This is a genomic window from Aquimarina sp. I32.4 (assembly GCF_002924285.1).
GTDB lineage: Bacteria > Bacteroidota > Bacteroidia > Flavobacteriales > Flavobacteriaceae > Aquimarina.
The window spans coordinates 1-26,306 of sequence record NZ_PGUB01000032.1 but is presented as its reverse complement, the minus strand read 5'-3'; the positions used below and the strand labels follow the sequence as shown (position 1 = coordinate 26,306).

The 26,306-nt window shown below is 31.3% G+C and carries 21 protein-coding genes; 9 read left to right on the top strand and 12 right to left on the bottom strand.

Going from position 1 to position 26,306, the window contains the following annotated elements:
• Positions 1-39: 39 nt before the first annotated feature.
• From CVD18_RS09175 to CVD18_RS09145, 7 genes are all read right to left on the bottom strand, one after another.
• Positions 40-2,964, bottom strand: coding sequence for a glycoside hydrolase family 3 N-terminal domain-containing protein (locus CVD18_RS09175; RefSeq protein ID WP_369858592.1), 2,925 nt, complete (start codon positions 2,962-2,964; stop codon positions 40-42).
• Positions 2,965-2,971: 7 nt separating this feature from the next.
• Entirely contained in the window at positions 2,972-3,457 is a 486-nt protein-coding gene (locus CVD18_RS09170; protein ID WP_103865144.1) for an ABC transporter ATPase, read from the bottom strand.
• A gap of 113 nt (positions 3,458-3,570) precedes the next feature.
• Positions 3,571-4,362 carry a (Fe-S)-binding protein gene (locus CVD18_RS09165; RefSeq protein WP_103865143.1) on the bottom strand — a complete coding sequence of 264 codons (792 nt, stop codon included), beginning with the start codon at positions 4,360-4,362 and terminating at the stop codon, positions 3,571-3,573.
• A gap of 57 nt (positions 4,363-4,419) precedes the next feature.
• Positions 4,420-4,866, bottom strand: coding sequence for a phosphoheptose isomerase (locus tag CVD18_RS09160; RefSeq protein ID WP_103865142.1), 447 nt, complete (start codon positions 4,864-4,866; stop codon positions 4,420-4,422).
• Positions 4,867-4,937: 71 nt separating this feature from the next.
• Complete coding sequence (locus CVD18_RS09155; protein WP_103865167.1) at positions 4,938-6,266, bottom strand: (Fe-S)-binding protein; 1,329 nt, start codon at positions 6,264-6,266, stop codon at positions 4,938-4,940.
• A 6-nt stretch (positions 6,267-6,272) separates the two neighbouring features.
• Positions 6,273-7,223, bottom strand: coding sequence for an MlaD family protein (locus tag CVD18_RS09150; protein ID WP_103865141.1), 951 nt, complete (start codon positions 7,221-7,223; stop codon positions 6,273-6,275).
• Positions 7,224-7,308: 85 nt separating this feature from the next.
• Entirely contained in the window at positions 7,309-8,433 is a 1,125-nt protein-coding gene (locus tag CVD18_RS09145; RefSeq protein ID WP_103865140.1) for an N-acetylmuramoyl-L-alanine amidase, read from the bottom strand.
• Positions 8,434-8,635: 202 nt separating this feature from the next.
• Here CVD18_RS09145 and CVD18_RS09140 point away from each other — a divergent pair, with 202 nt between their 5' ends.
• The 3 genes from CVD18_RS09140 to CVD18_RS09130 all read left to right on the top strand — a co-directional run bounded on the left by CVD18_RS09140 (position 8,636) and on the right by CVD18_RS09130 (position 13,400).
• A complete protein-coding gene (locus CVD18_RS09140) occupies positions 8,636-11,404 on the top strand; it encodes a putative LPS assembly protein LptD (RefSeq protein ID WP_103865139.1) in 2,769 nt (922 codons plus the stop codon).
• A 150-nt stretch (positions 11,405-11,554) separates the two neighbouring features.
• Complete coding sequence (locus CVD18_RS09135; RefSeq protein ID WP_103865138.1) at positions 11,555-11,935, top strand: RidA family protein; 381 nt, start codon at positions 11,555-11,557, stop codon at positions 11,933-11,935.
• A 235-nt stretch (positions 11,936-12,170) separates the two neighbouring features.
• Positions 12,171-13,400, top strand: a complete 1,230-nt coding sequence (locus CVD18_RS09130) for an ATP-binding protein (RefSeq protein WP_233194512.1) — start codon at positions 12,171-12,173, stop codon at positions 13,398-13,400.
• A gap of 87 nt (positions 13,401-13,487) precedes the next feature.
• Here CVD18_RS09130 and CVD18_RS09125 read toward each other — a convergent pair whose 3' ends face one another.
• On the bottom strand, positions 13,488-15,044 hold the full coding sequence (locus CVD18_RS09125; protein ID WP_103865136.1) for an NAD(P)/FAD-dependent oxidoreductase: 1,557 nt from the start codon (positions 15,042-15,044) through the stop codon (positions 13,488-13,490).
• Positions 15,045-15,196: 152 nt separating this feature from the next.
• Here CVD18_RS09125 and CVD18_RS09120 point away from each other — a divergent pair, with 152 nt between their 5' ends.
• The 6 genes from CVD18_RS09120 (at position 15,197) to CVD18_RS09095 (ending at position 21,083) form a co-directional block, all read left to right on the top strand.
• Positions 15,197-15,745, top strand: coding sequence for a porin family protein (locus CVD18_RS09120; protein ID WP_103865135.1), 549 nt, complete (start codon positions 15,197-15,199; stop codon positions 15,743-15,745).
• Between the two features lie 170 nt (positions 15,746-15,915).
• Positions 15,916-17,844: a BatA and WFA domain-containing protein gene (locus tag CVD18_RS09115; protein WP_103865134.1), complete on the top strand. Its 1,929-nt coding sequence runs from the start codon at positions 15,916-15,918 to the stop codon at positions 17,842-17,844.
• Positions 17,841-19,094 carry a dihydroorotase family protein gene (locus CVD18_RS09110; RefSeq protein WP_103865133.1) on the top strand — a complete coding sequence of 418 codons (1,254 nt, stop codon included), beginning with the start codon at positions 17,841-17,843 and terminating at the stop codon, positions 19,092-19,094. Before CVD18_RS09115 ends, CVD18_RS09110 begins: the two co-directional genes overlap by 4 nt.
• 87 nt (positions 19,095-19,181) lie before the next feature.
• A complete protein-coding gene (locus tag CVD18_RS09105) occupies positions 19,182-19,511 on the top strand; it encodes a DUF4870 domain-containing protein (protein ID WP_103865132.1) in 330 nt (109 codons plus the stop codon).
• A 37-nt stretch (positions 19,512-19,548) separates the two neighbouring features.
• Positions 19,549-20,355 (top strand): hypothetical protein, encoded by an 807-nt coding sequence (locus CVD18_RS09100; RefSeq protein ID WP_103865131.1) that lies wholly within the window; start codon positions 19,549-19,551, stop codon positions 20,353-20,355.
• Positions 20,356-20,429: 74 nt separating this feature from the next.
• Positions 20,430-21,083, top strand: coding sequence for an alpha/beta hydrolase (locus CVD18_RS09095; RefSeq protein WP_103865130.1), 654 nt, complete (start codon positions 20,430-20,432; stop codon positions 21,081-21,083).
• Between the two features lie 573 nt (positions 21,084-21,656).
• Here the strand turns inward: CVD18_RS09095 and CVD18_RS09090 are convergent.
• The 4 genes from CVD18_RS09090 to CVD18_RS09075 form a co-directional block, all read right to left on the bottom strand.
• Entirely contained in the window at positions 21,657-22,247 is a 591-nt protein-coding gene (locus tag CVD18_RS09090; protein WP_103865129.1) for a YdeI family protein, read from the bottom strand.
• A 31-nt stretch (positions 22,248-22,278) separates the two neighbouring features.
• Positions 22,279-22,674: a hypothetical protein gene (locus CVD18_RS09085; protein WP_158250420.1), complete on the bottom strand. Its 396-nt coding sequence runs from the start codon at positions 22,672-22,674 to the stop codon at positions 22,279-22,281.
• 153 nt (positions 22,675-22,827) lie between these two features.
• The gene (locus tag CVD18_RS09080; RefSeq protein ID WP_103865127.1) at positions 22,828-25,239 is read right to left on the bottom strand and encodes a TIM-barrel domain-containing protein; all 2,412 of its coding nucleotides are present in this window, start codon (positions 25,237-25,239) and stop codon (positions 22,828-22,830) included.
• Between the two features lie 479 nt (positions 25,240-25,718).
• Positions 25,719-26,306: UPF0236 family transposase-like protein (locus tag CVD18_RS09075; protein WP_199185062.1), on the bottom strand; the 588-nt coding region annotated here is incomplete at its 5' end.

The following is a 26,306-nucleotide window of genomic DNA, read 5'->3' as shown; positions in this document are numbered from 1 at the left end:
AGTTAAAACAGAGAATCAACAAGGAGATGTTCTAAAAAATTAATCCTCTATTGATTCATAAATTATCTTTTGTATTTCTGAACGAACATTATTTGATATAAGTTTTCTATTTGCAGCATTCGGATATGTTCGATTACTCAAAAATACATAAATCACTTCCTGTTCAGGATCAGCCCAAGTAAATGTCCCTGTAAAACCACTATGCCCAAAACTAGCCATTGATATACATCCACATGTTGGCCCTAAGTCTCCTAGTTGTGGTTTATCAAATCCAATTCCACGTCGTACTCTTCTATGACAATAATGACAAGTATTAAATTCATCTAATGTTTCTTGACCGAAATATTGCTTACCTCCATAATACCCACCATTAAGGTACATTTGCATTATTTTGGCAACATCATTGGCGTTTGAGAACAACCCTGCATGACCTGCAACACCACCAAGCATTGCGGCTCCTTGATCATGAACATAACCATGAATAACTTCTCCTCTAAAAATCTTATCGTACTCTGTTGGTATTATTCTTCGTTTCTTAAACTTTTTCAGAGGTAAAAATGTAGCATGATTTGCACCTAACGGCTTATAAAAATGTTGTTGTGTAAGTTTATGTAATGAGTTATCGTAATGATCTTCTATATATCTTTTTAAAAGGTAATATGGCAAATCACTATATTTATAACTTAACCTATCTCTTAATTCACTATCTCTAATTTGCAATAACAAAGAATCTTTCATATCACTACGGAAATAAAGATTGTTGGTCACTTCTATATTAAACTCTTTAGAACGGCTAGTTCTATAATATTTCTTATCTGGTTTTCTAGTTACAGAATCCATTGTTTGCAAGTAAAACGGAATCCATGCTTTAAATTTCGCATAATGTGATAACATGGATCTTATAGTAATATGCTCCTTATTAGACTCTTTAAAAGATGGTAACATTTTACCTACTTTGGTATTCAAAGAAATAACCCCTTTATCTTTCAATTCGATAGCTAGAGGTAATGTTGCTAATATTTTTGTAAGTGATGCTAGATCATATACATCAGAACTTTTTACTTTTCGTTGTTTATTATAAGTATGATATCCATAATTTTTGTTGAATATCACTTTTCCTTTTCTAGCAACAATAAGCTGTAATCCAGGTGCCATTTTTTCTTGTATCGTAAAATCAACTATAGAATCGATTTTCTCAAGCTTATAAGAATTCATCCCTACACTTTCTGGCAACCCATACGATAACCGATTTAAAGACCTTGTTTCTAGACCAGTACCTACAGGAAATTCCTCACTAATACTGACTGGAAGCTTTCCTTTGGCTTCTAATGCTCCAAAAAGTAATTGTGCTGCTTTTTCTTGAGCTACTTTACTATTTTGATATGCCATTAAAATTGATTCTAGATTTGTAGTAGTTTGCATATCCAACATAGCATATGGTTTAGCAAACACATTGAGAACTGTAGTATTTAATCTTGCAATCTCATACAGCCAAACCAATTCTTTATCTTTAAATTTATATGAACTCCAAGGTGATTTATTAGATTTATGAAAACCTACAATAACATAATTATACTTTTTTAATTTATCAATCATCTCACCCAATTGACCTGCTTTTATCCAATCTACTTGAGTATACTTATTCAACTCTTCATAAAATTCCTCGCCTGAATCATCTCCAAAAGAAACGTATGCAATTTTTTTAAGATCAAGATTTTTTATTGGCAATGAAGCTTTATCATTTTTTACTACTGTCAACGAATTTTCTATCAAACGGTGAAAAAGCACTTTGTTTTCCAAACTATTTAATTCTTCATCAAGAAACTCTGCCTTAATAGAGTGATAGTTATTAAGCCCTGCTTTATATTTTGCATATAGAATTTTTCTAACAGAATGAGATAAACGTTCTTCTGTGATAGCACCAGAATAATACGCTGATACAATTTTTTGTGATGCCAAAGGCACATCTTCTGACATTAAAAGGACATCATTTCCTGCTAAAAAGGCTGCTAAATCAATATCACCAGGTGCTTTAAAATCTGACACACCTTTCATATTAAGTGCATCGGTAAAAATCAGGCCTTTAAATTGAAGACTATCTTTAAGTAAATTTGATACTACTTTTTTGGAAACCGAAGATGGGTATCCTTGTCTATATTCTAAGCTAGGCACATTAAGATGTGCAACCATAATACTAGAAAGCTTTTCTTTGATTAGTTTTTTATATGGATATAGCTCTACATTATTTATTCTATTACTATCAAAATTAATAGTTGGTAATATCTTATGAGAATCACTTTGAGTATCACCATGTCCAGGGAAATGCTTGGCGCTTGCCAAAATTCCTTCACTCTGCATCCCTTTCATAAATGCCAAAGCTTTTTGAGCTACTAAGTCTTTATCTTCTCCAAAAGATCGATTTCCTATTATAGGGTTCTCAGGATTGGTATTTATATCAACTACAGGCGCAAAATTAACATGTACTCCTATTCGTTTACAATGTTTCGCTATCTGCTTTCCTGTTTTTTCTATTAAATCATTATCTTGAATTGCTCCAAGAGTCATATTCCACGGAAAAGCTTGAGTAGAATCTAAGCGCATTGCCAACCCCCACTCTGCATCCATACCAACTAATAGTGGTATTTTTGACAACTCCTGAAGTTCGTTATTCAATTTTATTTGTTGATTTGGTCCTCCTTTAGAAAAAACAACACCTCCTATCTCAAATTCTTTAATAAGTCTTTTTATCTCTTCTTTCTCCTTTTGTGAAGCAGAAGATGCTATACTTACCATAAATAACTGACCAACCTTTTGTTTAAGGGTCATCCTATTATAAACATTATCTACCCATCTCTTTTGATCTTCAATATCATTTACCAACAAAGGATCATCTAACTGAGCATTAGCACCAAAAGTTATAAAAAAAATTAGGAAAGAAATATACTTTACAATTATATGCCGCACGAAAAATTTAATTTAAAAAACGGTTATGCCAACTATCTTTTGCTGGGACTTCCCAATTAGTGCGATATTCAGCAATATTAGTAACCAGGTTATTAAAAACGATAGTATTTGGGGATACAGATCTATTTTTTGCCATTTTTTTAAAATCAACAAGGGTTTTGTAGGCCACAAATTCTCCTTGCTTAAAAGAAACATTCATTTTATCCATTAGATCTACGTTATACGCTTTTTCTAATTCTAGGATAAAACGAACAGAAGCATCAATAGAACATCCTGTAGCAGCGTTCATTCCTTGATCCAAGCCTATAGTTATAAAGCGCTTATACTTAATTTCATAACCTGCTTTAAGATCAGCTCCATGAGCTGTCCATTCTGCTATAAATTCCTTTATTTTATTTTCTATTTCTTCCTGTTCCTCTAAAGTGAATGATCTATTGGCTTGATAAATCCACACTCTAGATGTCTCTGGAAGATCATTAAAATCTACTAACATGAGCTATTTTTTACTAAAATAATAAAAACTATTTCTATTTACGACCATAAAAAAGAGTTAATATGAAAAAACATATTAACTCTGGATAAAATTATATATAACTAAGAAAAAACCTACAGATCTTGAGCATTTGCAATAAGCTCTGCCACATCTAAAACCTGCACTTCTTCTTCTTTTTCTTTACTCTTTACACCATCAGTCATCATTGTATTACAAAATGGACATCCTGCAGCAATAATATCAGGCTTAATTTTTAATGCATCTTCTGTTCTTTCTACATTTACATCTTTATTACCTGGCTCAGGTTCCTTAAACATTTGAGCTCCTCCTGCTCCACAACATAATCCATTTCGCTTACAACGTTTCATCTCTACCAGCTCTACTTCTAATTTTCTAAGTAAATCTCTTGGAGCTTCATATACATTATTTGCTCTTCCCAAATAACATGGATCATGAAAAGTAATTCTTTTTCCTTTAAACTTTCCTCCTTCAACCTTTAGTCTACCTTCATCTAAAAGTGATTTTAGAAATTGAGTATGATGCATAACATCATAATCTCCTCCTAATACAGGGTATTCATTTTTTAATGTATTAAAACAATGAGGACATGCTGTAACCACTTTCTTAATTTCATATGCATTAAGAACCTCTATATTTGTAACGGCTTGCATCTGAAATAAAAACTCATTCCCTGCTCTTTTTGCAGGATCTCCCGTACAACTTTCTTCGGTACCTAATACTGCAAAATCTACTTCTGCATTATGAAGTAGCTTTACAAAGGCTTTTGTAATTTTCTTTGCTCTATCATCAAAACTACCAGCACAACCAACCCAAAACAAAACTTCTGGCCTTTTTCCTTCTGCCATATATTCTGCCATCGTTGGCACCTTTATTGTTTCACTCATATTATAATGTTTAAAGCTTGTAGATCCCTACTTTTTGTAATAATCTATGCTTATATTTTAATCATGTTTTCCATCATCAAAAACCTCGATAGCAACAACTCTTTCTACCAATTCAGTAAATTTACCAGTATATCGAGTAGCTTTTACCAAGTGATTATCGATCCAGTGATAATTTCCACCTCTTGGTTTTCCCATCAAAAGGCTATGATATTTAAAACCATGTGTTTTTAACCATATTTCTGTTACCCCTCTATGTTCTTCTGTTCTAGAGGTAAAGAAGCAAATTATATGTCCTTCATCATACCATTTATTTAATGTAACCAATGCATCAGGAAAAGGCTCACAAGTAGCCATTCTTTCTGGCTCTTCATTTGGCACATCTTCTGTAATAGTTCCATCGATATCTATAAGGTAGTTTTTAATACCCTCAGGAAGCACAGGGCTTATATGCTCTCCTTCTTCTATCTTATCATGTAACAATTTTTCTACTTCTTCCTTTTTCATAATTTTTATTCGTTTTCGGTTAATTGGTTAAAAAAAATACTATAAAAATTGGTTATTGGTTTTTATAATAACTATTCGTCCTTCCAGTTTAATCGATCCATTTGGTTAAATGGCCATGGAGCTCCGTTATTTTCTATATTAGACATCATATTATTCAAATCTGTTGGTGCAGAACTTTGTTCCATTACTAAATAACGTCTCATATCAATAATAATTGATAATGGACTAATACTTATAGGACATGCTTCTACACAGGCATTACAACTTGTACATGCCCATAATTCTTCTTGAGTTATATAATCATTTAACAATTGCTTGCCATCATCCACAAAACTACCATTCTTATCAATATTATCTCCTACTTCCTTTAGACGGTCTCTTGTATCCATCATTATTTTTCGTGGAGACAACTTCTTACCTGTTTGATTTGCTGGACATTCACTAGTACAACGACCACATTCTGTACATGTATATGCGTTTAACAGCTGTGCCCAATTTAAATCGGTTACATCAGATGCTCCAAACTTCTCTGGTTCTCCTTCTTCCTGCCCCTCATCTGCTGGAGCTGCAAAAGGGTCTGCATTAGGATCCATCATTAACATTACCTCATTGGTAACAGCCTCAAGATTATTTAACTCACCTTTGGGCTTTAAGTCTCCATAATACGTATTCGGAAATGCCAATAGAATATGCAAATGTTTTGAAAAGTATAAGTAATTTAAAAACACTAATATTCCTATAATATGTAACCACCAAGCTGATCGCTCTAATACAATCAATGAAGTCTCTGACATAGAGCTAAACAAAGGTGCTATAAACTGGCTTATTGGATAAGACCCTGCTTTGATATAATGATTAGCTCCTAGTTCCTGTAACTGAATATCAGTTGCATTCATTACTAAAAACAATGTCATAAGTACCATTTCAAAATAAAGGATCAAATTTCCATCATTTTTTGCCCATCCTTTCATTTCAGGGTTCCAGAAACGTTTTATTCGTATTACATTACGACGAATCCAAAATAGAATCACACCGACAAGAACTAAAAACGCTAAAATTTCGAATGACCCGATAAGAAAATCATATACTCCCCCTAAAAAGGAGAAAATTCTGTGAGTCCCAAATATACCGTCTATTATAATCTCTAATACTTCTATATTAATGATGATAAATCCTAGATATACCACTATATGAAGTATTCCTGCTACTGGTCGTCTTACCATTTTAGACTGTCCCAATGCTATCATAGCCATATTCTTAAATCGTTCTTTTTTGTTATCAGAACGATCTACCTCTTTACCTAGACGAATATTACGAATGATTTTACGTACATTATTTGCAAAATATCCGATACCCGCTAATAAGATAAGTACAAAAAGTATATTAGGTATATATTTTATCATCTTTTATTGTGTTGAGTCTTTTGGTTTCTCGTAAGGAGTATTTTTCTTTCCAAAAACTGAAATATGTACATATCTTTTTGGATGTAATCTTAAATCTTTTAGTAATAATTCTAACTGTTTACTTGTTTGTTCAAGATTACTATATAACTTATCATCCTTTAACAGTTTCCCTGCCGTTCCTCTCCCTGAATTTAGGTCTCTTGAGATTTTTTCAAAATTAGTCAATGTTGTTTCTAGATGCCTTCCTAATTTAGCTACATTTACTTGAGCCAAAGAATCAGAAACCTTATTCAAATTAGTTGACATCTCATCTAGGTTAGAAAACACTTTATTGAGTTTTCCTTCATTACCAGACAGAATATTATTTAATGATGTTGAAGCACCTTTAAAATTACTAACTGTTATACTCAAATCTTTAAATATAGAATTTAAGTTATTTTTATTATCTACATTAAGAACACCATTCACAGAATTCAATAAAGTATCGGCATCAGTTATTACTGCTTCTAGTTTTTCCTGCAAAGGTGTAAGCCTATCATTTACTAGTTCTAACAACCCTGCTTCTATCTTACTTGGTAGTGTGTCTCTATCTTTTGCTTCCAGACCTTGTTCGTAAATTGGTACTATTGCCAAAGATTTCCCTCCTATTAATCCACCGCCATATACTTTAGCTTGACTATTTTTTGAAAAGGAAAAATCACTATTCACATTAAATTCTACAACTAGATTACCTTTGGTATCTGCAAAATCGATAGAAACTACCTGTCCTACTGTCATTCCATTTATAGTGACAGGTGATGAAGGTATTAACCCTTCTACATTGGTGTATATAGCGTAAAAGGTTCTATTATTTTCTAAAAGATTTTTCCCTTTCAGGAAACTATAACCAAAAATTAAAAGTGCTATTGCACAGATGGCTAATATTCCTGTTTTGACTTCTCGAGTAAATTTCAAAATAGATTATATTTTAGGACAAATTTAGAATAAAAAATACATATCTACTGATAATTCATTAATGAATTGTCAGTATTTATTTAGATTAATTTGAAGATGTGTCTACTTTTAAGGCATCTGTTAACGGAATTGATTCACTATTGCGAAAAGCTACAATAAAGCAAGAATCAAATCCTTTTCCTTTAGCTACATCTCTTAATTCTTGTGCCAAAGTATAGTTAGATGTGTTTCCATAATAGTATTTATACAACTCTCCTGCTTTATTTTTTGACAATTGATCTAATCCACTAAAATTAAAAGGTTGTAGTTCTATATCACTTGATCCTGCAGCAATTTGCACTTTAAACGTTATATCACCATAACTTTTATCTTCTTCTACCTCTGTAGTAACTTTGGTTATTTCAATCGTTTTTGGCTGAGAAACTTTATAGATAGCATCTAAACTTTCTTTATAATCAATAATAGAAGTTGTGATTGATTTTGCCATATCATCTTGTCCTTTTTTAGAATTAAGATATTTTCCTTCTTTATTATTGGTAAGAAAACCTAATTCAATAAGAACACTAGGCATGTATGTCTGATGCAAGACCACAAAACCAGCTTGTTTTACTCCTCTACTTTTTCTTTCTAGTATTTTTTTAAATCGATTTTGAACAAAACTTGCCAAAGTAAGACTCTGATCTAAGTATTCTTCTTGCATCAAAGTTAACCCTATTATAGATTCTGGTGAATTAGGATCAAAACCATCATAGTTTGCTTTATAATTATCCTCTAGCAAAATAACTGAGTTTTCATTCTTGGCAACATTAAAGTTTTCATTATTTGCATGTAATCCTAACACAAAAGTTTCTGTACCCGAAGCTTGAGAACGATGGGAGTTACAATGAATTGACACAAATAAATCTGCTCCTGCTTTATTTGCAATACTTCCTCTCTCATGAAGCTCTATAAACTTATCTGTTTTACGAGTATAAACCACTTTATATCTATCATCTTTTTCTAAAGTAGCACCTACAGCAAGTACTACATTCAATGCTATTTCTTTTTCTTTATACCCATTCCCTCTGTTACCTGGGTCATGGCCACCGTGCCCAGCATCTAGAACAACTACAAATTTACCTTTTTCCTGAGAGGATACAGTGAAATTGAAAGCAGGTATAAGAAAAATAAAAACCGCTAGAAAAACACTACACTTTACATTTTGTTTCATCAATTAAAAATAATTTTACTACTAATTTTGAAACATTCCCTTGATGTTTCAGTTTTTAATATAACACATTAAAAAATTAAAGATTGTGATTTATATAACAAACCTTTATCTTCTATGTTTACAAAGCTTAGAGAGTATGTTATTGACATAATTTTTTATTTTTTTATGAATTACAATCTAAGCATAAAAAATATATGTAATTTTGGCACTTCAAAAACTAAGCCATAGTTATACAAAAATAGGATTTAAACCATTGCAAACAAAGGTACGCCACATACTTTATTCACTAAGTTTTTCACTGCTTTGCATTACTCAAGTAACTGCACAAGAAACCAATAAGTCTATAGAGGTTCTCAATCCTGCAGAACATGACACTGTAAAAAGTGTTCAAATCAATCCAGAAGAACTACTTAATGAAAAAGAACAGGATACTGTCAAACAGGATTCTGTTACTCCAGAACCGCAACTATTAACAGATAAAGTAGCTTATAAAGCTACAGATTACATGCGACTGAGTAGAAAGGAAAATAAAATGTATTTATACAATAATGCAGAAATCCTATATGGAGAGATGCAAATCAATGCTGGACTTATTGTTGTAGATAACTCAAAAAATGAAGTATATGCGTATGGAATTAAAGATTCTTTAGGTGAATATACACAGACTCCTGTTTTTAAACAGTCCCAAAATGTAGTTGAACCAGATTCTATACGTTTTAATTTTGATACAGAAAAAGCTCTTATTTATAATTCCAGAACAGAACAAAATGGATTTAGAATTAAGAATGAAATCTCTAAACGAGAGAATGATTCTGTTATTTATATGAAAAATGTAAAATTTACTACTTCTGAAAACATAGAGAATCCAGAGTACTATTTTTATGCACGTAGAATCAAATTTGTTCCTAAGAAAAAAATTGTAACGGGTCTGGTAAATATGTTTATTGCAGATGTTCCTACTCCTTTAGGTTTACCTTTTGGGTATTTCCCTATGACAGAAGATAGGACATCTGGTTTTATAATTCCTAGTCCAGGAGAAGAAAATAATCGTGGATACTTCCTTCAGAACGGGGGATATTATTTTGCTATTAGTGATTATATGGATTTGACTCTTATGGGTGATTATTATACGAATGGTAGTTATACATTTGCAGTAGAGTCTGCTTATGCTTTACGCTATAAATTTAGAGGTAATCTTAGGTTTAGATATGAAAACAACCTTCAAAGCGAAAGAGGTTTTCCTGATTTTTCACAAAGAACAACCTATAATATACAATGGTCGCATAGTCAAGATGCTAAAGCAAATCCAAATTCTCGATTTTCGGCTTCTGTGAATTTTGGTAGTACTGATTATTTTCAGCAATCTACAAACCAACTCAATACTGGTAATTTCTTGAACAACCAGTTGAGTTCTAACATATCGTATGCAAAAACATTTCAAGGAGAACCGCAGGTTAATGTAAATATTGCTGCTACTCATAACTCTAATGTTAATTCTGGAGCAGTAAATCTATCTTTGCCTAATGCAACAATTAGCATGTCTAGAATATTTCCTTTTGCTCCAAAAGTTGGGGTAAAAAAAGGAATTATACAGAACATTAATACTCAATACAATTTTAGGGGAGAAAATAAAATACTAACCACAGATGATGATTTATTTTCTTCTGAGATGTTCAAAGGAGCTCGAATGGGAATGCAGCACTCTATCCCATTGAGTACAAATTTTAAGATTTTTAAATATTTAAGTGCTACAGCAGGAACAAATTTTCAAGAAAATTGGGTTTTTGAAACAATAAAACAAAGGTATGATGCTGATGCTAAAGATGGTGCTGGAGAAGTAGTACGAGATACAATCAAAGGTTTTGATGCTTTTCGTACATATGATTTTGCTACAAGTTTAGGAACTACTATATATGGTACTTTTAAATTCAAAAAAGGTAAGAAAATAGAGGCTATACGTCACACTATGAGGCCTTCTGTAAGTTTTAATATAAAGCCCGCTTTTAGTGAGTTTTTTGACACATATACAGTTACAGACAATCCAAATACGCCCAATATTAATGAAACCGAAATTGTAGAGTATTCAAGGTTTGAAGGAGGTCTTTATGGAGCTCCAAGTAATACTTTTTCTAGTAGTATAGGGTTTTCTTTGAGCAATAACATTGAAATGAAGGTAAAGAGTAAAGACAGTACTGCTACAGAGGCTAAAAAGATTACCATTTTAAACAACCTTAACCTAAGCACTTCCTATAATGTTGCAGGGGATTCTCTAAAGTTAAGCCCTTTGGCTATTTCTGGTAACATTCCAATTGTTCAAAATAAATTAGACATTAATTTTAACGCTACATTAAATCCGTATGCCTTAGACAATAATAATCGTGTAATTGATGTTTGGAATATTGATAATGGAGGTAGTCTTTTTCGTTTAACCAGAGCTAGTGCTAATTTTGGGTATTCTTTTTCTAGTAAAGACTTTGAGAAGGGGGAAATAAACGAGGACCCTCTAGAGAATCAGAATTTCAGGAATGAAGGTAGACCTGACAATCTGTTTGGAGGAGTTACTGATTTTGGAGAAAGTAGATCCTTTGATAAAGATAAAAGTAAAAAAACAGATAAAGATGTAACCGATTATAGTTATAAAATACCATGGTCTTTACGTCTATCATATAATGTGAATTATAGTAATAATGCAAGGCAGAATGAAATATCATCGCACTCTATTATGTTTTCGGGAGATGTAGAACTAGCTCCACGATGGTCTGTTGGTGTATCTTCTGGGTATGATCTTAAAAACCCTGGATTCACTTTTACTAATTTAAGGTTTCAAAGAGATTTAGAGAGTTGGATTATGAATTTTAATTGGATTCCCTTTAGTGAGAGAACGTCATGGAACTTCTTTATTGGTATCAAATCATCAATGTTAAGTGATATTAAATGGGATAAGAGACGAGAACCAGATAGACAGCTATAATATCTCATACCGTTTTTGATTTTAAATAAACTACCTCGGAGTAAGCTCACGAAGTATTCGTTTGAAACAAACCTTTAATTTCGAAGCAAGCTTCGGAATACTAAAACCTCACTTAGTGAGTAAAAATCATAACTTAAAACTATATTTCACATGAAAAAAATCATAACTACTACCAAGGCTCCTGCTCCTATCGGCCCTTATAATCAGGCTATATTAAACGGAAACACTTTATATACATCCGGACAAATTGCAATTAATCCTAAAACTGGAGAATTAATCCTTGATAACATAAAGACAGAAACTGAGCAAGTTATGCAAAACCTCAAAGCTGTATTAGATGAAGTAGGCATGACTTTTGAAAATGTAATAAAAACTACCATTTTCTTAAGCGACATGAATAATTTTGCACAAGTAAACGAAGTATATGGTAATTATTTTAATGAGGATACTGCTCCTGCAAGAGAAACTGTAGCTGTAGCTGCATTACCAAAATTTGTTAATGTGGAGATTTCTGTAATTGCAGTAAAATAAAATATTACTACTTTATCATTTAATTTTATTACAATAGCATTGATAAATAAATTGATTTTTTCTAAAGAAATATATTAGTGTATTTTTCTAGAAAAAATCAAGCAATCTCCTTTTCACCAATCTCCTACAAACTACGGTTATTACGCAAAATACCTACGTTCAGGTAATTAATTCATTAATATCTAAGTTATTTTAGTTAATTTTATTAAGAATTGCTTTACACAAATCAATTCTTATGAAGAGGATGACACCAATTGCTACACCCATAAATGAAAATTTCAGGCTAAAGGCTTTGAAATCATTAGAGATACTTGATACTCAATCACAAAAAGAGTTTGATGAGATTACTGCATTAGCTGCTTATATCTGTGATACTGATATTGCTTTAATATCATTGGTAGATAATGACCGACAATGGTTTAAGTCTAAACAAGGGCTTACTATTTGTGAGACTGCTCGCAAAAACTCATTATGCTCTTATGTTGTTCTACATCCTGAAAGACCATTAATAATTACAGATATAAGAAAGGATGAACGTTTTAATTCTAGTCCTAGTTTTCTAGAAGGTAGACCTATAATTTTTTATGCTGGATTTGCTCTAGTAAATAAAGATGGTTTTGCTCTTGGTTCTTTATGCATAATGGATAGCACTCCAAAAAAGCTTTCTCAGCAACAAATGGAATCACTCAATGCATTGGCCAAACAAGTTATTATCCTTTTTGAGCTTAATAAAAAAAATAAAGATTTACAGGCAATTCAAAATAAATTAAAAGAGCATAACGAATCCTTAAGAGAATTTGCAAGGGTTATTTCTCATGATCTCAAAATGCCACTTGCTAACATTATTACATCAACAGATTTATTAAAATTGAAACTTGATGATAAACTTGATAAGGAAAGCGTAGAATATTTTAACTACATAAAAACATCTTCCTTCTCTATGAGTAATTATATCAATGATGTGCTTGACCATTATGAAAGTGAAAGTCTTGTGCAAAACAAACCCGAAGAATTTTACCTCAATCATTTATTAAATAAAATTGTTGACGTATTAAGTGTAAAACCTGATTTTACCATTTATTTTCCAGAAGAAGATCCTATTGTTGAATGCAACAAACTTGCTCTAAAACAAATATTTTTTAATTTGATAGGAAATAGTATTAAATACAATGATAAAGATCAAATAATTATATCTATAGAAACAAGTGAGGATGATAATTTTTATTATTTCAGAGTAATAGATAATGGTATGGGAATTCCTAGTGATAAACTAAACTCTATTTTTGATCTTTTTACTATTGCTAATACTACAGATAGAAATGGTAATAAAGGTAATGGCATTGGCCTTTCAACTGTTAAAAAATTAGTAAATAATCTTGGAGGATATATTAATGTATCTTCTCAAGAAAAAATTCATACTACTTTTGATTTTTCTATCAGAAAACACCATTCTTCTACTAACTAATATAGTTTAGTTAGTAGAAGAATGCATAAGTCTCCCCTTATTATAATTGTTGTAAGAGGATTTCTCTATTTACAAGTAATACAGGTTTTATTTAATACTTTGAATACAAGCTTCTGCACACTTTTCACCATCAATTGCGGCAGATATAATACCTCCTGCATACCCTGCACCTTCTCCACAAGGGTATAATCCTTTAATTTGCACATGTTCTAGTGTTTTCCAATCTCTAGGAATACGTACTGGTGATGATGTTCTTGATTCTGGTGCATGCACTACAGCCTCATTGGTAAGATATCCTCTCATACTTTTATCAAACGCTTTAAACCCTTGTTGTAACGTATTATGAATAAATTGAGGAAATACCGATTTCATATCAGCTGCCGTTAATCCTGGTTTATAGGAAGTAGCAGGAAGGTCATTTGACATTTTTCCATTCACCATATCTATTAATCTTTGAGCTGGCACTTTTTGAGTTCCCCCCCCTACTCGCCATGCTTGTTGCTCAATACTTTTTTGAAAATATACTCCTGATAATGGCCCGTATTTTTCAAAAGGTTTAAAATCTTCTGGTTTCAATTCTACTACAATACCACTATTGGCAGTTGGTTGATCTCTTTTTGAAGGAGACCATCCATTAGTTACGACTTCTCCTGGACTTGTTGCACACGGGGCAATAACACCTCCTGGACACATACAAAAAGAGTACATCCCTCTTCCTTCTACTTGTTTTACTATACTATAAGGTGATGGAGGTAAATAAGGGTCTCTAACCTCACAACTATACTGGATCTTATCGATAAGTAATTGAGGATGCTCTACTCGCACCCCTAATGCAAAGGGCTTTGCCTCTATTTCTATTTTTTTACGATATAATAACTCAAATATATCCCTTGCAGAATGACCTGTTGCAAGAATCACCTTATTGGTATCAATTGTATCTCCATTAAGAAGAGTTATTCCATTAATTTGTGAATTTTTAATTTTAAAATCAGTAACGCGAGTATCAAAATATACCTCTCCTCCTCTTTCTATTATTTTTTGCCGTATGGCAGCTATAATATTAGGTAATTTATTGGTTCCAATATGAGGATGCGCTTCTACGAGAATTTGATCTGTTGCCCCAAATCCAACTAGCAATTCCAAAATACGGTTTACATCACCTCTCTTTTTGGATCGTGTATATAACTTACCATCACTATATGTTCCTGCTCCTCCTTCTCCAAAACAATAATTAGAATCTGGATTAACTATATGATCTCGATTAATTGCTTTGAGATCTCTACGACGAGCCTGTACATCTTTTCCTCGTTCTAAAACAATAGGTTTATATCCCAACTCTATACAACGTAATGCTGCAAACAAACCCGCTGGCCCTGCTCCTATTATTATTACTTGAGAACTACTAAAAACTTCAGGATATTCAGGCAAATTAAGTGGTTTGTCAATAAAATCTTCTTTTACAAAGACTTTAATTTTTAAATTTATTTTTACAGTACGCTGGCGTGCATCTATCGATCGTTTTAGTACTTGTATATGCCTAATTTCTTCGAGAGGAATTCTGTTTTTGTGTGCTATTTCTTTTTTTAAAAGATCAGAATTCTCTGCGATCTCAGGTAAAACTTGTATGGTAAATTCGTATTGCAATCTTAAGTTAGATTTTGATTTTAGGGCGAAGATACAACATTCTTTATTTCAATATAATCAACAGCTATCACCCTGAATCTTTTTTATTTTAATATTTTATTAAGGGAATTGTTCCTATATTTGAATATAAAACAAACCTTAAATTTACAATTATGAAAAAGCTTTTTTTATTAGCAATTGCGATAATCGGTTTTTCAGTTTCTTCAAACGCACAAGACATCAAATTCGGTTTTAAAGGTGGGCTTAATTTTGCCACACTTAATGGGGATAACCTCCAAGGTAATCCAGACGGAAGAACTGGATATCATATTGGGGCTGTTGCTCAAATAGGTTTAGCAGAAAAATTTGCGCTTCAACCAGAATTATTATACTCTGCGCAAGGAGTAAAAGATGGTGATATAGATTATATCAATGTACCAGTATTATTAAAATACAAATTTGCTAAAATTTTTAGTGTAGAAGCAGGACCACAATTTGGTTTTGTAGTAAATGACAACCTAGATAAGGCTTTTGGTACTACTATAGTCGATATAAAAGCTAAGAATTTTGATCTTAGTGGTGCAGTTGGAGCTGGAGTAGAATTTGGTCCTTTCTTTGGTCAATTACGTTACAACTTTGGTGTAACAAATGTTTTTGATGTAGACAACTTTGATTCTAAGAATTCTAACTTCCAAGTATCTGTAGGGTATTACATTTTCTAATAAGAAAAAAAATGTATCTCAAATAATAAGAAAAGCGGAAAGTTACACTTCCGCTTTTACTTTATAATAAATTTTAACTCATATTTTTTTGATTTAAAAATTCTGATTTGATAATTTTGATATTCGTAATTCTCAAATCTTATAGTATATTTGATAAACCTTACTAAGGAATGCAATTTAAACATCCAGAATTTCTCTACACACTTTTTGCTCTTATCATTCCTGTTATAGTTCATTTATTCCAGTTAAGGCGTTTTCAAAAAGTAAATTTCTCTAATGTTCAGTTTCTTAAAGCTGTTACCATACAGACCCGAAAAAGCTCTCAGATCAAAAAGTGGCTTACATTATTGTCTCGATTATTAGCAATGGCTGCAATTATTATCGGTTTTGCACAACCATTTTTAGCTTTAGATAAGATTGTAGGAAAAAAAAGTAAAACAGTCATTTATCTCGACAACTCTTTTAGTATGCAAGCCAAAGGAGCAAAAGGACCTTTATTAAAACGTGCTATTCAAGAAATATTAAGCGATTTACCTGAAGAAGAAACTATTTCTCTTTTTACAAATACTGAAACTTTTATTGATGTTTCTAAAAAAAACATACAGAACGACTTATTACAAATAGCATATTCTTCTAATCAACTTTCTTATAGTGCTGCGTATCTTAAAGCTAAACAACTAGCAGGCTCTTCTACAGAAACGATAAAACGTATTATAATGGTTTCTGATTTTCAGCAGAAAGAAGATCAATTCACATTGCCTAAAAACTCTGAAATAAAAACACATTTGGTACAACTGCAACCAGTTACCAAACAAAACCTTGCTATAGATAGTCTTTTTCTGGAACGTAACATAAATAACAACCTAATTCTTAATGTACTGGCCAGTAATATAGATACCAATCCTGAAAACACGTCTATTGCACTGTACAATGATGATAAACTAATTGCTAAAACTGCTATTTTGATTCCTGAAAACGGAACAGCAAAAGCAGAATTCCAATTAGATGAGAGTATAAAAATAAATGGACGGGTAACACTAGAAGATCATCTCATAACTTTTGATAATTCTAGGTTTTTTACAATAAATACACCTGAAAAAATTAAAGTTGTTGCGATCAACGAAGCTAATGATAATTTTATCAAAAACATATATACTTCTGATGAGTTTGTATTAATCAGTTGCTCTATAGAGCAACTTAATTATAATGATATTAGTACTGCCAATCTAGTTATTGTCAATGAAGTAAAACAAATTCCTATTTCTCTTACAAACACATTAAAACCTTTTACAGAACGAGGAGGTACTATTTGTTTTATTCCAGCAGTAAAAGGAGATGTATCATCATATCAGCAATTTATTAATAAATTTTCTGCTCAGGGAATATCATCAGAAAAAGTACAAGAAAAAAAGATTACTTCAATTCATTTTTCTCACCCTCTATATCGTGGAGTTTTTAATAAAAAAGTTACTAATTTTCAATATCCAAAAGTTAATAGTTACTATCATGCTAATGCTTCTAATACCGTACTGTCATTTGAAGACAATAGCCCTTTTTTATACAAAACAAATAACCTTTATATATTTACTGCGGCGATAAACAAAGAGAACTCAAATTTTAAAAACTCTCCACTGATTGTTCCTACTCTTTATAACATAGGAAAACAAAGCTTACAACTAGCCGATATATCTTATACCATTGGTCAAACTAATTCGTATGATATTCCTATCTCTTTGGGACAAGATGGAGTATTATCTCTTATTTCTAATGAAGAAAGTATTATCCCAATGCAACAAAGTTTTTCTACAAAAGTAAGAATCACTACAGATGAAGTTCCTACAAAAGCTGGTATTTATAGCTTACAGGATAATACAAAAAAAACAATACAACATATAAGTTATAATTATAATAGTGCAGAAAGCCAATTACAATATTATAACTTAAATACTACACAAAACTATCAGGTAAGCGAATCAATAACCGAGCTTTTTGATCAAATAAAAGAAGAGACGAGCGTGCATGAACTTTGGAAATGGTTTGTTATTTTTGCACTGATATTCTTATTAATTGAAATCCTACTATTAAAATACCTAAAATGAACCTCTTATTAAAGGCTGCTACCGTAATTGATCCTGAATCACCTTTTCATAATAAAACTGTTGATATCCTGATCAAAGATGGGGTTATATCAAATATAGATACATCAATCCAGAGCGCTGCCGATCAAAAAGAAATACTACTAAATAATTTACATGTTTCTCAAGGATGGTTTGATAGTAGTGTAAGCTTTGGTGAACCTGGTTATGAAGAGCGAGAAACTATTATTCATGGTTTACAAGTAGCTGCAAAAAGTGGATTTACTGCAATTGCAGTACAACCAAATACATTACCAATAGTAGATACAAGCACTTCTATTGCATTTTTAAAAGGAAAATCTCTTGATAATGCGGTATCATTACATCCTATAGGATCATTAACTATTCAATCCAAAGGAGTTGATATGGCTGAGCTGTTTGATATGAAACAGGCTGGGGCTATTGCTTTTGGAGATTATAAAAAAGCTATTAAAAATCCTAACTTACTAAAAATTGCATTACTCTATGCACAAAATTTTGATGGCTTGGTTATTTCCTTCCCTCAAGAAAATGAAATTGCAGGAAAAGGAATTGTCAATGAAGAAGAGCAAAGTACTCTATTAGGGCTAAAAGGAATCCCTGCTTTGGCAGAAGAACTGCAAATTGCTAGAGATTTATTTCTATTAGAGTATACCAAAGGAAAATTACATATACCTACTATAACTACAGAAAAATCAGTTGATTTAATTCGTAAAGCAAAAGAGAAAGGATTACAGGTAAGTTGTAGTACTACAGCTCATCACCTAACTCTTACAGATAAAGAACTTATCACATTTGATACTAATTACAAGGTATTGCCTCCTCTACGAACTCAGAAAGATATAAATGCATTATTAGAAGGTATTGCCGACGGTACAATTGATATGGTTACTGCTGATCATCAACCTATAGATGTAGAACATAAAAAAGTAGAATTTGACAATGCTTCTTATGGTACAATAGGACTAGAAAGTGCATTTGGCGTTCTTAACAATACAATAGGTTTAGAAAAAACAATAGATGTCCTTACTAAAGGGAAATCAGTTTTTGGAATTGAAAACAAAAGTATAACTGTTGGTACTACAGCAGATATTACATTGTTTACTCCTAAGGGTAATGCAACTTTTGAAAAAGAACATATCCTTTCTACATCAAAAAATAGTGCATTTGTGGGTAAAACAATATTAGGAAATACCTATGGTATTATTTCTAATGGTAAAATAGTGTTGAAATAGTCTTTTAAAATAAATTAAAACCAACATTTATTTATTTTTAACTCATTATAGAGAATACAACCTCTGCAAATCATAATACTACTTAAAATGGAATCTAACTACGAAAAACAAGGGAAAACTGCAGCTATAGTTGCTTACCTTACAATCATTGGTACAATCATTGCTTTTTTCATGAATCAAGAGCAAAAGAACAAGTTTACCAATTTTCATATCAGACAAGCACTAGGCATCAATATTAGTTTTTATCTTATAGGTGCATTGGTAAGTATTTTTGATTCTTGGGCTGTTTCTTCTGCTTTTTATGTGTTTATTTTTGTGTTATGGATATTTGGTTTGATAACAGCAATGAAAGAAGAGCAAAAAGTCGTTCCTCTTCTAGGTCCTTTCTTTCAAAAATGGTTTAGCTTTATCAAATAGTTTAATTGCATTACAAAAACCTTATTATCTGAAATTTATGCCTATTAAACTAATAAAGTTATTTCTAAAAATCTTTATTTTTTGTTTATTAACTATAGTAACTCAGATTGGTGGTATTATCTATATTTTGGTTGAGATAAGTATCAAAAAAAAACAATCAAAATATAGATTAAAAAGATTAGGGATTTTTATTATAGCATATCTTATTGCTACATTTTTAATAGTCCCCAACATTGCTCCAATATTTGGTAGAGAGAAAATAAAAGATAGTTCAGAGTTAAAAGCTCATAATTTTCTCACGAAACTTATGAATAGAGATTATGTAAAGCCACAACTGATTACCACTCTAAAAGATATTGCAAATTCTATCCAAAAATCTAACCCAGGTATAGCAGTAGTATATCTTGATGCTAATTTTCCTTTTATTGATGGATTTCCATTAATACCTCATCACAGTCATAATGATGGTAAAAAGATTGATATTTCTTTCATTTACAAAGATCAAAATCATAAGATTACCAATAAAAAACCCACAATTAGTGGATATGGGGTATTTGAGAATCCTCTAAAAACTGAATATCATCAAACAAAAAAATGCAAGCAAGTAGGATATTGGCAATATGATATTACAAAATATGTAACTTTTGGAACTATAAACAATGATCTTAAATTTTCTAGAAAAGCTACTAGAGATTTACTTTTATCAATTGTAAGTCATAAACAAATTAGGAAAATTTTTATAGAACCTCATCTCAAGAGTAGATTAAAAATACAGAGCAATAAAATTAGATTTCATGGGTGTCGTGCTGTTAGACATGATGATCATATTCACATACAACTATAAAATCGTTTTTCTTGTTATAAAATAAGAGACAATTAAATAGTTTAAAAAATAAATTAATAATTAAAAACATAAAAATGAAAGATTTATCATTATATCATATCATCAAAGAACCTACTGTACAAAAAGAAAAAAAAGCAGCATTATTTATGTTTCATGGATATGGTAGTGATGAGAATGATCTTTTTTCTTTTGCTACAGAATTACCTGATGAATTATTCATTATTTCTGTGAGAGCTCCTTACCCTATGCAACCATCTGGCAATGCCTGGTATGCCATTTATATGGATCCTACAAAAGGAAAATTTAGCGATGATAAACAAGCAATAGAATCAAGAGATAAAATTGCTAATTTTATTGACGAAGCAATAGAAGCGTATAACCTTGATGCAGATAATATTTCATTATTAGGGTTTAGTCAAGGTACAATTCTCAGCTATGCTGTAGCACTTTCTTATCCACAAAAAGTTAAAAATGTAATTGCATTAAGTGGATATCTCAATGAAGAGATTTTAGCCGACTCTTATGCCTCTAATGATTTCTCTAAACTGGATATTTACTGCTCTCATGGTACGGTAGACCAAGTAATCCCAATAGATTGGGCAAGAAAAGCTCCTGTCCTATTTACAAAGCTTGGAATAGAAACTTCGTTGAATGAATTTCCTGTTGGACACGGGGTTGCTCCTCAAAATTTTTATCAGTTTAAAGAATGGTTAAGTTCTAGAATTTAAACACATACGTTACATTTTTTCCCCTGATTAACCTAATTAGGGGAATTATCAAGTGGTATTGTAGCAAAATTCTATTTACTAATAACAATTACAGAATATTACTGGTATCCTCTTCTTCTCTTTTCGTTCTATGTTTAAATTAGTTAAAAAAAATTAACTAAAATCATATAGGAGACCTTTTTTATAGCTAAATTTTAACACAAAATCTTAGTCTTTCTTTTTTATTTGTTTTTCGAAAAAATATTTTCAAAAATGATTTTTGTACTATTATAGTTTTATTATTTTTGTTTAGACTAAATAAAAATAATGATTTAAAATTATATAAATCCTAAAAAAAACATTGTGAATTTATCTTTTATATAAAGTGTTCTATACTTTTTTTGATTCTAACCAAGAGAGCATTTTTATAGTAAATTGAAAAAGTAGTACATCAATTCAATGAATAAAGTCACAAATAACAGTACTCATTACTCTTATTAAACCTTTCATACCTTGGGCTCACATAACCAAGTCTGGGGTATGTATTTCTTTTTCTCTTATTTATTATCAAAAACGCTTTACCTTTCAAAATAGCTACCTATACTTATCATTGAGACCAATTCCTTCAATAATCATTGGCTTTACCTTTTCTAATCTTGATAAACGCGTCGTTTCTCTTTTTGCATCGGTAATATAAGCTGTATATTCTTTTTGTTTAAATAAAGTTAATCTTTCAAAAGCTTTTTTAAAGTTCTCGTTATTATTTAAAACATTCAATAATTCTGAAGGTATTTTTATTTCAGTTGATTTTTCTTTCTTAATCTCCTTACCCGCTTTTTGATTACTTATAGCCTCTTTTACATAACTCAACACTAAACCCTTATCTATATCATTAATACCAGTAAACCTCCATTGCCGTAAACCTTTGGTTTTTCCCTCTTGAGCATTAATCAATTTCTTTTTTTTATCCTCTAAAAATACCCCTTGATAAAACCAAATCCCAACATAAGATTTAAAAGCACCAAGTCCCATTACATTCTTATCATTTATCGTATAAACTGGAGTCCCCCACTTTATAGATTCTTCTACCTCTGTAGCAAGCATAATACTTCTTAATAACTTTAATTCTTCTTGCCACTGCAAGTTCTTTGCGATGAACTCTTCTACAGGTTTGTTTTTTTTCATGATTGTATATTCTTTTACCAAGAAAATTCTCTTACTTCCTCCTTAGTGTTGAGAAGGCTAAAACGTCTTTATCACTATAAATATAATAACTAAAACTAATATGCTTTTCGTCGACTTTAGTAAGAATTACAGTTCCTTTTTCTATACAATCATTTTTATCATTCTCAGTAATTAATTCATTAAAAATTGCCCGATCACTTGAATAATCAATCAACTCCCAATTTCCAGCACATCCCAAACTAGGATATTCTATATCAAACAATTGTTTATCTATATCAATTTCTAGATTAATAAACCAAGTATCATTATCTTCCATATCCAACTGGCACCCTACTCCTTCCCATTCTCCATTAAGCCATTTAATACTGTAGTCACATCCCGTAAATAGAAAGACTACAAACATCAATGCTATCAAATTAAACCGCATTCTCCACCTTTTAGTAAACATCATAATAAAACAATTAAAAGTCTTAATATACTAAAGAAATAATAATTTTTTAACACAATCAATAATATAAATTAATTATATTATACTTTTACATACATACACTTAATCATAAAGGCATTTATTTATAGTTTCCTATAGCGATATCTCTATGGTTTTATTAATAGAGCTTTCTACGATAAATTGAATTTTTACTGTTTGCTGTTGTAAACTCCATTCAAAAGGTAATAAAGAATCTCCTATACGTATAGATTCTGGTTTAGTATCTAGATTATGAACTATCAAAGTAATATTCCTTTCAATTGAAGTGTAATTACTTCCTTTTTCTGTAGTTAATCTAATTGAAATACTCTGTGTAGTTGTTGTATTTTTAAATTGTAGGATCTCATATTTTCCTTTTTCGAAAGCTCTGGGCGTCTTGCCATCATCATCGTATAGTATATCTGAACTATTCTTAACTTCGTCATCATAATAAAAGTGAACAATCAATTCTTTGGTAGAATATTCATCTGTAGTTTGAATTGGTTTAATCATTGGAATAAAAGCTCCTCCTTTTACGAATACAGGAATATAATCCTCTTCTAAGTTTACTGTTTTTTGTATTCCTCCTTTAAATTTATCACCAGTAAAAAAATCATACCAATTATTTCCTCCTGGAAAAGGAATATCCATTGATGTTATTCCTTTTTTTACTACTGGAGCAACTAGTAAATTATCCCCCCACATATAAGCACTGCTTACATCATACAGGTTTTTATTATCTGCATTATCAAAAAACAAAGGCCGCATTAGGGGGATACCTTTCTGATTATTCTGAAAAGCAGTTGTATAATTATAAGGAATCATGCTATATCTAAGCTCTATATTTTTTTTGGCTAAGCTTTTTGTTTTTGTATCATGAAAAACAGGTTCGGGTGCAATATGTTCTTGTGCATGAGGTCTGAATATTGGCTGAAACACTCCATATTGTAACCAACGGGTATACAGTTCAGCATCAAAGATTTCTCCTCCTGCAAATCCGCCTAAATCAGAATGCATATACCCCAATCCTTGCATTCCCATTTGCAATGCAATTTCTGTTTGTGGCTGTAACCCTCCCCAACTTCTATTTACATCACCCGACCACGGGATCATACCAAATCGTTGAGAACCCGAATATCCTGATCGCATTAATATAAAAGGGCGTTGATCAGGAAAATCTCTCTTATATCCTTCTTCAATAAGTCTAGCCCAATCATGTCCATAAATATTATGCACCTCATCTGCACTTCTTGTTGCATGTTGTAATCCCGATGGATGTACCTCTGGCTCTCCTAAATCACCCCACCATCCAGCAATACCATAATCCTTGGTATAAGATGCATATATATTCCAAAACCAATCTTTTCCCTTAGGGTCGTAAATATCAATTATTCCTGTATCTCCAAAATAAAAGTTATATTCAAATGGATTACCAAGTGTATCTTTTCCTAAAATCTGTTCGGCTACCGCTTCATCCCATTTTTTTGACGTTTTGAGAATAAAAGGCTCTGTAATCAATATTGTTTTTATTCCTTGATCTTTAAAATCATTGATCATCTGCTTAGGTGTTGGAAATGAATCTTTCAAAAACTCTAGATTTCCCATATGCCCTTTTATATTCTTACCAAACCAATAAATATCAAGGATCACTGCATCCAATGGAATGCTATCTTTTTTAAACCTAGCTATTGTTTCTTTGGTTTCTTTTTCTGAATGATATCCAAAACGACTAGCAAAATTTCCAAATGCCCAACGAGGAGGAAGTGGTTGTTTGCCTGTAAGATTAGTATATTGATCCATTAGATCTCTCCAGTTTTCTCCTGCTATCACTTGATAGGTTTTTCTTCCACTTATTGTTTCATACTGCAATGAGTTATTCTTTTTACTATCAATATCCAAAAATCCAATAGGGGCATTGTCAAAATGAACTGCATAGGTTTTGGAAGAAAGTACCAAGGGCATTGTAAAATTCATTAATTCTGAATAAGTCTCATACCCATAATGAGCTTTATTATAGAGTTGAAGTCTTTTCCCTCTTCTATTCATACCTACCACCCTTGCTCCTGCTCCATAAATAACTTCTTCTTTGTCTAAACTAAAATCTAATACTTCTGTAGAATCTGTTTTTATATATCCTTTTCTTTCAGAAATTAGCTTTTTATCATTAAACCAATAAGATATATTAAATGGTTCTTTGGTTATATGCACATCAATACCATCAGTATCAATAATTAATAAACTATCATTCTCTTCTACCTTTAGCTTTTTAACTATAGGTTCTAATACTACTGCATGAGATATTGTATCAAAAATTTCTCCCTTAGGAATAAATGAAGTTTCAATAATTTTATCTGAATAAGGAGTTATGATATAAGCTCCATCATCCTTAAAGACTTCGATATAAGTATTTTTGTTTTTAAATCCTTGATATGGGCCATCTAATTTTTTCCTGCAAGAAAAATTCAATCCCACACTCAATAAAAGTAATAAAAGAAAAAAACGTTTTATATAAGTAATTCTAGGCATAGTAGTGTTTGATTAAAAGCTGAAAATATATCAAATATAATAGAATGCCACTGAAACTTCATCCATACAAAAGTCTAGGAATCAGAATTATTAAATCAGTATCAAAACTCTTATAATACTATCAGAATCTCAAAAAATCACTACAACGTTTTCGTATTACAATATACGTTGCTAGTACAAAACAATAAAGTACATAACAGTATCCTAATCATTTGTTTACCATCCCCGAACAATCTGGTAATATAAGGTCTGTAGTTTTGAAAAGTAGTAACCAAGTTAACTTAAAAAAACGTATTGCACATTATGAACTATCATTATAAAATCATCAAAAAAATAACTAGTTATATTCTATTTGGTATATTCTGTACTAATACATATACGCTCAATGCGCAATCAGTACCTAATCAAACAGGAAATAAACTTAACTTTAATTATACTTCTTTCTTCTTTCTTCTTTCGGGTGTACGACAAATTTCCCATTATGCTGCATTTTGGCATAATTGTTTGATCCTGTGTTCTTGTTTGCTTTTATATACTACTCTTAGTTGCGCCATTTGTTGAAAACCTTCCATAGTCCATCGCTGCCCAGATAACTTCAATCGCTGTTGCAGCACATCTTTGTGAGCAGATTCTATGGCTCCCGATCCTATTATCAGCCCTTTTTCAATATATTTATGATACTGCATTCTGTCTTTATTTTTACGATAATAGTTGATCAATGTGTTTCTTTTTCCAGTTGTTTTGCGCTGTTCTGGTAATTTTTCAAGTGTTACAATAATGGGGTCAATCCCCTTGGTGAGCATCATTTCTGAGCATGTATCAATCCACTTATATCTTTGTTTTTCATCTTTATAGTAAAGTTTAGCAAATTCGCATAGATGTTCTTTACAATGATAATAATCTACAATCTGTATACTTTCAGGATAGTGTTGTTCTATCCATTTCCAAATCCACCTTGCGCCATCTGCTATAAAGACAAGAGAGTTCAGGTTTTCCAAATGATAATCCATCTTTGTAATGAATTCCTTATAATCCCCTAGATGGGTAACATAGGTAGAGGCTGTCAA